The following is a 12,361-nucleotide window of genomic DNA, read 5'->3' as shown; positions in this document are numbered from 1 at the left end:
GTGCGACGCGCCCGCGCCGCCCGCGACCCGGCACGGACACAGGCACGCGGGTACGGGGGAGCACGATGCACGGGGGACCGACGAGGACGGCAGGGGAGACGGCCCTGTGGGGGCCGTCTCCGCTCACTCTGATCAGGTTCGCGACGGCGGCCGGGGCGGCCCGGGGCCCGTCGGCGGCGCCGGCGGAGCGACTGCGGGGCGACGGGCTGCCGCTGTTCTGGAGGACGGCCGCGCTGATCGGCCTGCTGGTCCTCGCCGCGGGCCGGCGCACGGCGTCCGGGCTGGCGCTGGACCTTCCGGCCCGGCTGCTGGAGCGGGAGTTCGGCCGGGGCGAGGTGGTGCGGTTCGAGGAGATCGACTTCCCCGCGACGCTCGTCCACGAGCCGACCCGCCGCTTCCTGCGGGAGACGGGCCTGCCCGAGGACGGCTTCCCCTTCCGCCACGACCCGGAGGTGCCGCTGCCGACACTCGCCGAGTACTACGAGTGCCACGAGTACCACGGGCACCGCGAGTACTGCGAGTACTGCGAGCGCCACGCCTACGAGCGCCCCGGCGCGTTCCCGGCCGACCGGCTCCCTGACCGGGCCGAGCACCTGGTGCGTGTGGGCTGCCTGGCCGACGGCAGCGGCGTGGTCGTGGACGCGGCGACGGGCACGGTCCTGGCCTGGCGCGAGGCCGAGGCCGCCCTGCACCCGCTGGCCTCGGACCTCTCCACCCTGGTCTTCACCCTCTGGCTGCTGCGCCGCGGGGTGCCGCTGGAGGCCGTGGCGGGAATCGAACCCGCGTAACCTCCCCGCGAGCGGGGCCCGCTGACGGCTGCCGCGCGGGTGAGCACCTCGGCCGTTCGGGCACCCGGCCGGACCGGGGAGGTGGAGTACCGATCCCCCCCGGTTCCCGGCCCGAAGGTCCCGCCGGGAGCGGTTCCCACGGGAAGGGGCGGCGCCACGACCCCACAGCACACGCCGTCCACGAACGGGCGGCGGTCCTACGACCAAGGTCGCGGGTGCGCACCGTCTCCGGACAGGGTCCACCACCGGCTGCGCCCCTTACGCTGGCGACCATGACCGTTCCCGAGCCGCGCGACACCGACGTCGCCCCCGCCGCCACCGACGCGAAGAGCTCCCCCGGCGCCCCCGCCCCGGCCGGCGGGACCGTGCTGAGCCGTGCCTACCGGGCGCTGAGCATCGGGATCGTCTCCGTCGTCGTCCTGATCGCCTTCGAGGCGACGGCGGTCGGCACGGCGATGCCGGTGGCGGCGCGGGAGCTGCACGGGGTCTCGCTGTACGCGTTCGCGTTCTCCGGGTACTTCACGACGAGCCTGTTCGGGATGGTGCTGTCCGGCCAGTGGTCGGACCGGCGTGGGCCGCTGGCACCGTTGACCTGCGGCATCGCCTCCTTCGCGGCGGGGCTGCTGCTGTCGGGGACGGCCGGGGCGATGTGGCTGTTCATCCTGGGCCGGGCCGTGCAGGGGCTCGGCGGCGGGCTGGTGATCGTCGCGCTGTACGTCGTCGTCGGCCGCGCCTACCCGGAGCGGCTGCGGCCGGCGATCATGGCGGCGTTCGCGGCGGGCTGGATCGTCCCGTCGATCGTCGGCCCGCTCGCCTCGGGTGCGGTGACCGAACACCTCGGCTGGCGCTGGGTGTTCGTCGGGATCCCGGTCCTGGTGGTGCTCCCCCTGGCACTGGCGCTGCCGCAGATACGCAGCCGGGCGGCGGGCCCCGTGCCGGGGGCGGACGGCCGGGACCGGCCCGCCTCCCTCGACCGCCGCCGCATCCGCCTCGCCCTCGGCATCTCGCTGGGGGCCGGGCTGCTCCAGTACGGTGCCCAGGACCTGCGCTGGCTCTCGCTGCTGCCCGGCGCGGCGGGCGCGGCGCTGCTCGTCCCGGCCGTGCTCGGCCTGCTGCCGCGCGGCACCTGCCGGGCCGCCCGCGGCCTGCCCTCCGTGGTGCTGCTGCGCGGTCTGGCGGCGGGCTCCTTCATCACCACCGAGTCCTTCGTGCCGCTGATGCTGGTCACCCAGCGGGGGCTGAGCCCGACGCTGGCCGGGTTCTCGCTCGCGGCGGGCGGCGCGACGTGGGCGCTGGGCTCGTGGGTGCAGTCCCGGCCGGGTGTGGAGCCCCACCGGGAGCGGCTGATGACGCTCGGCATGGTGCTGGTCGCGGTGGCCATCGCCACCGCGCCGAGCGTGCTGGCCGACGCGGTGCCCGCCTGGACGGTGGCCGTCGCCTGGGCGTTCGGCTGCTTCGGCATGGGCCTGGTGATCTCCTCCACCAGCGTGCTGCTGCTGAAGCTCTCCGCCCCCGAGGAGGCGGGCACCAACTCCGCCGCCCTGCAGATCTCCGACGGCCTGTCCAACGTCCTGCTGCTCGCCGCGGGCGGCGCCGCCTTCGCCGCCCTGGGCGGCGGCACGGTCGGCCACGCGTCCGCGGAGGCCGCCGGCGCCGGCTCCCACCCGGCCGCGTTCGCGGCGGTGTTCCTGCCGATGGCGGGGGTGGCGCTGGTGGGGGCGTGGGTGACGACGCGGCTGCGGACACCGCCGGAGTGAGCGGTACCACCGCGGCCCCACCGGCCGGTCCCGTCCCGGTACGGAGGTCGGTCCGCGCCCCCGGACGACGCCCGGCCGCGCCCGGCGCCGGTGCCGCCGGCCCGCCCGGTGAACGGGGCGCGCGACGGGCGATCCGGAGGACGTGGAGGCCGTCCCCGAGGCGCCGCGGGACCCGGTCGAACGGCCGGTGTGACCTCGGTCCCACCGGGAGGCGACCCGACCCGGTCCGGGCGTCGGCCGGGTGGCGGCGCCGGTAGGGTGGCCCGGTTGTCATACGTAGCCGAGCCGTTCTACCCCCTCCGGAGACCGTGACTACCACCGCCAGCTCCAGCTCGTCGCACCACCTGTCCCCGGCTTTCCCCGGCCGCGCCCCCTGGGGCACCGCCGGCAAGCTGCGCGCCTGGCAGCAGGGGGCGATGGAGAAGTACATCCAGGAGCAGCCGCGCGATTTCCTGGCGGTCGCCACGCCCGGCGCCGGCAAGACGACCTTCGCGCTGACGCTGGCCTCCTGGCTGCTGCACCACCACGTCGTGCAGCAGGTGACCGTGGTCGCGCCGACCGAGCACCTGAAGAAGCAGTGGGCGGACGCCGCCGCGCGGGTGGGGATCAAACTGGACCCCGAGTACAGCGCCGGTCCGCTCGGCAAGGAGTACGACGGCGTCGCCGTCACGTACGCGGGCGTGGGCGTGCGGCCCATGCTGCACCGCAACCGCGTCGAGCAGCGCAAGACCCTCGTGATCCTGGACGAGATCCACCACGCCGGCGACTCCAAGTCCTGGGGCGAGGCGTGCCTGGAGGCGTTCGAACCGGCCACGCGGCGGCTCGCGCTCACCGGTACGCCGTTCCGGTCCGACACCAACCCCATCCCCTTCGTGACGTACGAGGAGGGGGCGGACGGCATCCGGCGGTCGGCCGCCGACTACACCTACGGGTACGGGTCCGCCCTCGCCGACGGCGTCGTCCGGCCGGTCATCTTCCTCTCCTACAGCGGCAACATGCGCTGGCGCACCAAGGCCGGCGACGAGATCGAGGCCCGCCTCGGCGAGCCGATGACCAAGGACGCGGTCAGCCAGGCCTGGCGTACGGCCCTCGACCCGCGCGGCGAGTGGATGCCCGCCGTGCTGCGCGCCGCCGACCGGCGGCTGACCGAGGTCAGGAAGGCCATCCCCGACGCGGGCGCCCTGGTCATCGCCTCCGACCAGGACGCGGCGCGCGCGTACGCCAAGCTCATCCGGGAGATCACCGGGCACAAGGCGACCCTCGTCCTGTCCGACGACGTCGGCGCGTCGAAGCGGATCGACGAGTTCAGCGCGAGCGACGACCGGTGGATGGTCGCCGTCCGCATGGTGTCCGAGGGCGTCGACGTGCCGCGCCTGGCGGTCGGGGTGTACGCCACGACCATCTCGACACCGCTGTTCTTCGCCCAGGCCGTCGGCCGTTTCGTCCGGTCCAGGCGGCGCGGCGAGACCGCCTCCGTGTTCCTGCCGACCGTGCCAGACCTGCTCTCCTTCGCCAACGAGATGGAGAAGGAGCGCGACCACGTCCTCGACCGGCCCAAGCAGGGCGGCGAGGAGGACCCGTACGCCGAGGAGGAGAAACTCCTCAAGGAAGCCGAGAAGCAGCAGGACGAGGAGACCGGCGAGCAGGACATGCTGCCGTTCGAGGCGCTGGAGTCCGACGCCGTCTTCGACCGGGTCATGTACAACGGCGCCGAGTTCGGCATGCAGGCCCACCCGGGCAGCGAGGAGGAGCAGGACTACCTCGGCATTCCGGGGCTGCTGGAGCCCGACCAGGTGCAGTTGCTGCTGCAGAAGCGGCAGGCGCGGCAGATCGCGCACAGCCGCAGGAAGCCGGCCACCGATGCCGACCTGCTGGAACTGCCCGCGGAGCGGCGGCCGGTGGTCAGCCACAAGGAGCTGATGGAGCTGCGCCGCAAGCTCAACACGATGGTCGGCGCCTACGTCCACCAGAGCGGCAAGCCGCACGGCGTCATCCACACCGAGCTGCGCCGGGTGTGCGGCGGTCCGCCCAGCGCCGAGGCCACGGCGGGGCAGCTGCGGCAGCGCATCGCCAAGGTCCAGGAGTGGGCCACGCGCATGAAGTGACGCGTGCGCCCCGGGAGTGCGGCCCCGTCTCGTGTGCCGTACGTACCGGGGCAAACACAGACGGTCTCCACCGGCCCCCGCCCGGATTCTGGACGGAGCCTTCCGCTGAGCGGACCGGCTCGTTACTGTCACGCTACGCACACGCCCCGTGGCAGCGCCGCCGCGGAGCGCAGCCGTGAAGCGACTGGGCCCGGGAGGACCCCGGGCCGTCAGCCGATCGGCGGCCCCTGACCCGCGTCACCGACGGGACTCGGTGGCGCGCCCGCCGTGAGGGGGCCGCCGACCTCACCACTAAGGAGTGGGCGTCGTGACCGCGGAGACCTCCCAGACGCTCGACAGGGGACTGCGCGTCCTCAAGTTGCTGGCCGACACGGACCACGGGCTGACCGTCACCGAGCTGTCCCACAAACTGGGCGTGAACCGGACGGTGGTGTACCGGCTGCTCGCCACGCTGGAGCAGCACGCCCTCGTCCGCCGCGACCTGGGCGGACGCGCCCGCGTCGGACTGGGGGTGCTGGGCCTGGGCCGCCGGGTGCACCCGCTGGTGCGCGAGGCGGCGCTGCCGGCGCTGCGGGCGCTGGCCGAGGACATCGGGGCCACCGCCCACCTGACGCTGGTGGACGGGGCCGAGGCGCTGGCCGTGGCCGTGGTCGAACCGACCTGGACCGACTACCACGTGGCCTACCGGGCCGGATTCCGCCACCCCCTGGACCGGGGCGCCGCCGGCAGGGCGATCCTCGCGGCGCGGCAGCAGCCGACCGGGGACCCCGGGTACACCCTCACCCACGGGGAGCTGGAGGCCGGGGCCAGCGGGGCCGCGGCGCCGCTGCTCGGCGTGACGGGCCTCGAGGGCAGCGTGGGCGTGGTGATGCTGGCGGACGCGGTGCCGGAGCGGGTGGGGCAGCGGGTGGTCGACGCGGCCCGGGAGGTGGCCGAGGCCCTGCGGTGACGCCGGGGCGCGGACGGGGCCGGCCCGGGTGGCGCCGGCCGGGGGCGGCGGGGCGCCGGGGGCCTGCCGTCCCGGTGGTACCGGGGCCCGGCCGGGACACGCCCCCGCGTTAGATTGACTCCGTGCTCTCTCGCCTCAAGCGCCACCAGGCCGTCGCCCTCTGCGCCCTGCCCGTCGTCGCCCTGCTCGCCACCGCGGTGTTCGCGCCGCTGCCCTTCTCGGTGGCTCGGCCCGGCTCGACGGCGAACGTGCTCGGCGAGTACAAGGGCTCCGAGGTGATCGGGATCTCCGGCGCGCCCGTCCGCGAGACGAAGGGGCAGCTGCGGATGACGACGATCGTGGCGACCGGCCCCGACACGGACGTCCGGCTCGGCGACGTGCTCGGCAACTGGTTCGCCGCCGACCGGGCGGTCATGCCGCGCGACGCGGTCTACCCGAGCGGCGGGGACGTCCGGGAGATCGAGCGGTACAACATGGACCAGATGGAGGAGTCCCAGGACGCGGCGACCCGGGCCGCCCTGGACTACCTGGGCCTCGACCCGGCCGACGTCGACGTCCGCCTGCGGCTCACCGACGTCGGCGGCCCCAGCGCCGGCCTGCTGCTCTCCCTCGGGATCATCGACAAGCTCGAAGGCGACGGCAGCGGCGGCGACCTGACCGGCGGGCGGGTCATCGCCGGCACGGGCACGATCGGCGCCGACGGCGAGATCGGCGCCGTCGGCGGCGTACCGCTGAAGACGCAGGCCGCGCGGCGGGACGGGGCCAGTGTCTTCCTGGTCCCGAAGGCCGAGTGCGCGCAGGCCGAGGCGGAGCTGCCCGAAGGGCTGCGACTGGTGCCGGTGACCACCTTGAAGGGCGCGGTCGGCGCGCTCAGGGCCCTGGCGTCGGGCAAGGGCCCGGTCCCCGGCTGCTGAGCCGGCCGGGCCCCGGGCCGGCCACGGCAGCCCGTCCCCCCCCCCGGTGGGCGGACTCGCCCTCCACGCACAGCGTCACCGCGCCCGGGTCCGACTCCGCCGGCCGGGCCACGTCCGACGGGGTCCTCGTGCCGTACTCCTCGAAGTCCGCCCGGTCCGTCGCCGGCGCGTAGGTGTTGTTCGGCGACGCCGGGGGCAGCCGGGTCACCCCGTTCTCCCGGCCGGCTCGCGCACCGCCCGCCGGGGGTTCCCGTGGTACCGCTTGGCCGGGTTCTCCGGCCCGATCGCTGCGGTAGGTGGCGACGCCGGTGAGGAGACCGGGCACGGCCGCCACGGCCATGCACCGCAAGACGGCGCTCGCCTGCTGGAAGGCGTCCGCGAGCGGCTGCTCGCGGCGGCTGCCCGGGTACTCCCAGAAGTCCGCGTCCGCTCACCCCGGGCCGGCCGGCTCACTCAGGTCTGCTCGTACGCCCGTCCGGGTGCCCGTCCCGCTCCCGTGCCGCCTGCTCGACGAGCGGGATGGTCCGCAGCGGTACGGGGTTCTCCATGACGATCGCCGTCGAGGCCCGGACGATGCCATCAAAACCGACGACCCGGTCGATCACACGCTGGAGATCGGCGTTCGAGCGGGCCACCAGCCGGCACAGCATGTCCCCGGTGCCGGTCGTGGTGTGCAGTTCCAGCACCTCCGGCACGGTCGCCAGGTGCGCTCTCACGTCGGCTCCTTGCCCCTGCCGGATCTGCAGCGTGGCGAAGGCCGTCACCGGGTAGCCGAGCGCCGCCGGGTCCACCTCGGGGCCGAAACCGCGGATGACTCCGTTCGACCGAAGCCGGTCCAGCCGCGCCTGCACCGTCCCGCGCGCCACCCCCAGCCGCCGGGACATCTCCAGCACCCCGATCCGCGGCTCCCGCGCCAGCAGCACGATGATCCGCCCGTCCAGGTGATCGATCGCCATCGCATCCTCCCCCTGGTCATCCTGTACAGAACGTCCGCCCGGGGCGGCGTCACACCGGGCAGGTTGCCCAGCGGATACGCGAACTATTGCGCACCTTGCAGACGAGCGGGACCCTGCGGCTATGACGCAGACCACACACCACGTTCCCGACACCGCACGGCAGGCAGACCCCTTCCCGGTCAAGGGAATGGACGCGGTCGTCTTCGCCGTGGGCAACGCCAAGCAGGCGGCGCACTACTACTCCACCGCCTTCGGCATGCGGCTGGTCGCCTACTCCGGACCGGAGAACGGCAGCCGGGAGACCGCGAGCTACGTGCTGGAGAACGGCTCCGCCCGCTTCGTGTTCACCTCGGTCGTCAAGCCGTCCACCGACTGGGGCCGCTTCCTCGCCCGGCACGTGGCCGAGCACGGCGACGGTGTCGTCGACCTCGCCGTCGAGGTCCCCGACGCCCGCGCCGCCCACGCCTACGCCGTCGAGCGGGGCGCCCGCTCGGTCGTCGAACCCCACGAGGTCAAGGACGAGCACGGCACCGTCGTCCTCGCCGCGATCGCCACCTACGGCGAGACCCGCCACACCCTGGTCGAGCGCACCGGCTACGACGGTCCCTACCTGCCCGGCTACGTCGCCGCCGCCCCCCTCGTCGAACCGCCCTCCCACCGCACCTTCCAGGCCATCGACCACTGCGTCGGCAACGTCGAACTCGGCCGCATGAACGAGTGGGTCGCGTTCTACAACCAGGTCATGGGCTTCACCAACATGAAGGAGTTCGTGGGCGACGACATCGCCACCGAGTACAGCGCGCTGATGTCGAAGGTGGTCGCCGACGGCACCCTGAAGGTGAAGTTCCCGATCAACGAGCCCGCCGTCGCGAAGAAGAAGTCCCAGATCGACGAGTACCTGGAGTTCTACGGCGGCGCGGGCGTGCAGCACATCGCGCTCAACACCAACGACATCGTGCAGACCGTCCGCACCATGAAGGCGGCCGGCGTCCAGTTCCTGGACACGCCCGACTCGTACTACGACACCCTCGGCGAGTGGGTCGGCGACACCCGCGTCCCCGTCGAGACCCTGCGCGAGCTGAAGATCCTCGCCGACCGGGACGAGGACGGCTACCTGCTGCAGATCTTCACCAAGCCGGTCCAGGACCGTCCGACCGTCTTCTTCGAACTGATCGAGCGGCACGGCTCGATGGGCTTCGGCAAGGGCAACTTCAAGGCCCTGTTCGAAGCGATCGAACGCGAGCAGGCCAAGCGCGGCAACCTCTAGCCGGCGCCCCGGGACGCCGCGGCCCCGGCGGGCCCCCCACGGGGGCTCGCCCAGCGCCTCCGGTGCCCGCGCGGCCGGCCCCGACGCGGAGCGGCCGCCGGCGACGGGGCCGGCCGTCGGGGGCGGGGCCTGCGGCGTCCGGCGGGCGTGCCGCCGCCGGATCCCGTGTACGGGAGGGCGCCCACGGCGCCCACCGCGCGCCGGCGCGACGACCGCACACGGGTGGCCGAAGGGTGCCGTCGACGGGGTTCACACCGGCGGCCCCCGGTGCGACCCTGTGATCATGAGCCGTATCGAAGCGCGTCCCGACGAAGACGGCGTGGTGACGGGCACCCTCGTCGAGAGGCTGCTGGACGGCCTGCCCGCCGACACGATCCTCACCGACCCCGACGTCACGGCCTCCTACGCCCACGACATGGCCGGCTTCTGCCCGGCGGGCACCCCCGCCGTGGTCGTCCTGCCGCGCACCGTCGAACAGGTCCAGCACGTGATGCGCACCGCCACCGAACTGCGCGTCCCGGTCGTCCCGCAGGGCGCCCGCAGCGGCCTGTCCGGCGCCGCCAACGCCTCCGACGGCTGCATCGTGCTGTCCCTGACCCGCATGGACCGCATCCTGGAGATCAACCCCGTCGACCGCGTCGCCGTCGTCGAGCCCGGCGTCGTCAACGCCGTCCTCTCCCGCGCGGTCGGCGAACACGGCCTGTACTACCCCCCCGACCCCTCCAGCTGGGAGATGTGCACCATCGGCGGCAACATCGGCACCGCCTCCGGCGGCCTGTGCTGCGTCAAGTACGGCGTCACCGCCGAGTACGTCCTCGGCCTCGACGTCGTCCTCGCCGACGGCCGACTGATGTCCACCGGCCGCCGCACCGCCAAGGGCGTCGCCGGCTACGACCTCACCCGCCTGTTCGTCGGCTCCGAGGGCTCTCTCGGCGTCGTCGTCCGCGCCGTCCTGGCGCTCAGGCCCAAGCCGCCCCGGCAGCTGGTGCTGGCCGCCGAGTTCGCCTCCGCCACCGCGGCCTGCGACGCCGTGTGCCGCATCATGGCGGGCGGCCACGTCCCCTCCCTCCTCGAACTGATGGACCGCACGACCGTCAAGGCGGTCAACGACCTCGCCCGCATGGGTCTGCCGGAGACCACCGAGGCCCTCCTGCTCTGCGCCTTCGACACCCCCGACCCGGCCGCCGACCTCGCCGCCGTCGGCGCGCTGTGCGAGGCCGCCGGAGCCACCCAGGTCGTCCCCGCCGACGACGACGCCGAGTCCGAACTCCTCCTCCAGGCACGCCGGTTGTCCCTCACCGCACTGGAGGCCGTCAAGGGCACGACGATGATCGACGACGTGTGCGTGCCCCGCTCCAGGCTCGGCGACATGTTGGAGGGCATCGAACGCATCGCGGCCGAGTACGACCTGACCATCGGCGTCTGCGCCCACGCCGGCGACGGCAACACCCATCCGACCGTCTGCTTCGACGCGGCCGACCCCGACGAGTCCCGCCGCGCCCGCGAGTCCTTCGACGAGATCATGGCCCTCGGCCTGGAACTGGGCGGCACCATCACCGGCGAACACGGCGTGGGCGTCCTGAAGAAGGAGTGGCTGGCGCGTGAGATCGGCCCGGTCGGACTGGAGATGCAGCGCGCGATCAAGCAGGCGTTCGACCCGCTCGGCATCCTCAACCCGGGCAAGCTGTTCTGACCGGTCCCGCGGGCCCACCGGGCGGCCCGGTCGGGCCCGTACGCGGGAGCGGTACGGGCCGAGGCGTTACGCGGATCCACCGATTTTTTTCCTCCGGTCCTTCCGTGGGGGTGAAGTCCGTGCACGAGGTTGCCCGGAAAGGGGCGGGTCGTGCGGGAGGGGCGGTGCGGGTTGCGCCCGTCTGATAGATGTGGAGGCCCTCCCATCCACCCCCGAGCAGATACGGGACGACGGACATGAGCGCCCCAACCCCGGCCGCTGGCGACGACAGGCCCCGCGAAGGGTATTACCCGGACCCGTCCATTCCTGGATACGTCCGGTACTGGAACGGCGCCGCGTGGGTGCCGGGCACCAGCCGGCCGGCGCCCGAGGACGGTGAGTCGCTCGCCCCGCCGCCCGGTGTGCGCCCGGCCGTGCCCGCCGTGGAGGAGACCGGCCCGCACTTCTTCGACGAGGACCCGGTCGCCGAACCGGCCCCCGCCGGCGCCTCGTCCCCGCAGGGCGGCGAGCCCTCGCCCGCCTGGGACGCCGACCGCTCCCGGCCGTCCGGCCCCGCCCGTGTCGACTGGCCGGCGGCACAGGGCACCGGCCCGGGGGAGCCGCAGGCCTCCGGTTCCGCCGGCGCCGCCGGGCCGGACGGCCCGCGCGCCGACGGGACCGCCTCCGCCGGCACCCCGTCCGGCGACAACCCCTCCGCCCGGCCGGACCCCTCGGCCGGCACCGGCCCGGCACCGGCCCGGTCCGCCGAGCCCCGGCCGGACACCGGCGACACCTTCGTCTTCCGCCGTCCGGCGACCACGGGCCCGGGCACCCCGGCCGGCCCGGCACCGGCGACCGGTTTCGGTGCCCCCGCGAGTGGCACGGCCGCGCACGGCGGCGCCGCGAACGGCGCACCCGCCCCCGGCGGTACGCCCCCGTCGGCGGCCGGCACCCCCGCGCCCGCCGCGGCGGGGACCCCCGGCACCGCGAGCGTCCCGGGTACCGGTGGGCCCGCCGCCGGGGCGGCCACCGCGCCGGCGGCCCTGTCCGGCCCGCAGCAGGCGGGGCCGGTCGCGCCCCGGCAGGCCGCCGCGCCCCTGCCCACCGCCTCCGCGGCGGCCCCCGCCCCGGTTCCCGCCCCGGCGGCCACGACCCCCGCCCCCGTCCCCGCCCCCGCACCTGCCCCCGCCCCCGCCCCTGCCCCCGCCGCCCCGCTCACTCCCGGCCCCGGCGGCGGGCAGTCCTCCTGGGCGCAGCAGGTGCACCAGCTCGCGGGCGCGGGAGTCGCCGGTGACGAGCAGCCCGTCGCGCCGTGGAAGCCGCCGGTCGAGGACCCGTTCCAGGCCGCGGCGCGGCGGCAGGCGGCGGCCCGGCCCGCGGGGCTCGGCAAGCGGCTGGCCGCCCGGCTGGTGGACACCGCGGTCCTCGCGGCCGTCACCTCCGCCGCCGCCGTACCGCTCGGCGTGAAGGCCTTCGACCACGTCAACGAGAAGATCGACGCGGCCAAGCTCTCCGGCGAGACGGTCACGGTCTGGCTGCTCGACGGCACGACCTCCGTCTACCTGGGCGTCGTGCTGGCCGTGCTCCTGCTCTTCGGCGTCGTCTACGAGGCGCTGCCCACCGCCAAGTGGGGCCGCACCCTCGGCAAGAAGCTGTTCGGCCTGGAGGTGCGGGACATCGAGGCGCACGAGGCGCCGTCCTTCGGGGCGGCCCTGCGCCGCTGGCTGGTCTACAGCGTTCCAGGCCTGCTGGCCGTCGGCGTGGTGGGCGTCCTGTGGTGCCTGTTCGACCGTCCCTGGCACCAGTGCTGGCACGACAAGGCGGCGCGCACGTTCGTCGCGGGCTGAGCTCCCGCGGGACCGGCGGGGAGGTCCGCCCGGGAGGACGGACCGTCCGGAAGGAGGGGCCGCCCGCGAGGAGGGGGCGGCCCGATCCCGTACTCCGGACGGCCGC

At 74.9% G+C, this 12,361-nt stretch carries 9 protein-coding genes and 1 tRNA gene; 8 read left to right on the top strand and 2 right to left on the bottom strand.

The features are described from left to right. The first annotated feature begins 65 nt into the window (after positions 1–65). Positions 66–788 carry an SUKH-4 family immunity protein gene (locus ACSU6Z_RS10650; protein ID WP_437044721.1) on the top strand — a complete coding sequence of 241 codons (723 nt, stop codon included), beginning with the start codon at positions 66–68 and terminating at the stop codon, positions 786–788. Here the strand turns inward: ACSU6Z_RS10650 and ACSU6Z_RS10645 are convergent. Beyond that, positions 757–858 (bottom strand) — tRNA-OTHER (locus ACSU6Z_RS10645). The two genes, ACSU6Z_RS10650 and ACSU6Z_RS10645, sit on opposite strands and share 32 nt — an antisense overlap. 202 nt (positions 859–1,060) lie before the next feature. Between ACSU6Z_RS10645 and ACSU6Z_RS10640 the strand changes: the two genes are divergently transcribed. From ACSU6Z_RS10640 to ACSU6Z_RS10625, 4 genes are all read left to right on the top strand, one after another. Further along, positions 1,061–2,545, top strand: a complete 1,485-nt coding sequence (locus tag ACSU6Z_RS10640; protein WP_437044720.1) for an MFS transporter — start codon at positions 1,061–1,063, stop codon at positions 2,543–2,545. Positions 2,546–2,853: 308 nt separating this feature from the next. Next, a complete protein-coding gene (locus tag ACSU6Z_RS10635) occupies positions 2,854–4,650 on the top strand; it encodes a DEAD/DEAH box helicase (protein ID WP_437044719.1) in 1,797 nt (598 codons plus the stop codon). Between the two features lie 307 nt (positions 4,651–4,957). Continuing rightward, positions 4,958–5,599: an IclR family transcriptional regulator gene (locus ACSU6Z_RS10630; protein WP_437044718.1), complete on the top strand. Its 642-nt coding sequence runs from the start codon at positions 4,958–4,960 to the stop codon at positions 5,597–5,599. 122 nt (positions 5,600–5,721) lie between these two features. Then, positions 5,722–6,513 (top strand): S16 family serine protease, encoded by a 792-nt coding sequence (locus ACSU6Z_RS10625; RefSeq protein ID WP_437044717.1) that lies wholly within the window; start codon positions 5,722–5,724, stop codon positions 6,511–6,513. A gap of 449 nt (positions 6,514–6,962) precedes the next feature. Here ACSU6Z_RS10625 and ACSU6Z_RS10620 read toward each other — a convergent pair whose 3' ends face one another. After that, a complete protein-coding gene (locus ACSU6Z_RS10620; protein WP_437044716.1) occupies positions 6,963–7,469 on the bottom strand; it encodes an Lrp/AsnC family transcriptional regulator in 507 nt (168 codons plus the stop codon). A gap of 121 nt (positions 7,470–7,590) precedes the next feature. Here ACSU6Z_RS10620 and hppD point away from each other — a divergent pair, with 121 nt between their 5' ends. From hppD to ACSU6Z_RS10605, 3 genes are all read left to right on the top strand, one after another. Then, positions 7,591–8,736, top strand: coding sequence for a 4-hydroxyphenylpyruvate dioxygenase (gene hppD / locus ACSU6Z_RS10615; RefSeq protein ID WP_437044715.1), 1,146 nt, complete (start codon positions 7,591–7,593; stop codon positions 8,734–8,736). A 277-nt stretch (positions 8,737–9,013) separates the two neighbouring features. After that, positions 9,014–10,429 carry an FAD-binding oxidoreductase gene (locus tag ACSU6Z_RS10610; RefSeq protein WP_437044714.1) on the top strand — a complete coding sequence of 472 codons (1,416 nt, stop codon included), beginning with the start codon at positions 9,014–9,016 and terminating at the stop codon, positions 10,427–10,429. 236 nt (positions 10,430–10,665) lie between these two features. Continuing rightward, positions 10,666–12,255 carry an RDD family protein gene (locus ACSU6Z_RS10605; RefSeq protein ID WP_437044713.1) on the top strand — a complete coding sequence of 530 codons (1,590 nt, stop codon included), beginning with the start codon at positions 10,666–10,668 and terminating at the stop codon, positions 12,253–12,255. Positions 12,256–12,361 lie beyond the last annotated feature (106 nt).

This window comes from Streptomyces sp. enrichment culture (genome assembly GCF_964273145.1).
Taxonomy (GTDB): Bacteria; Actinomycetota; Actinomycetes; order Streptomycetales; family Streptomycetaceae; genus Streptomyces.
This window is presented reverse-complemented; position numbering and strand designations above follow the sequence as displayed.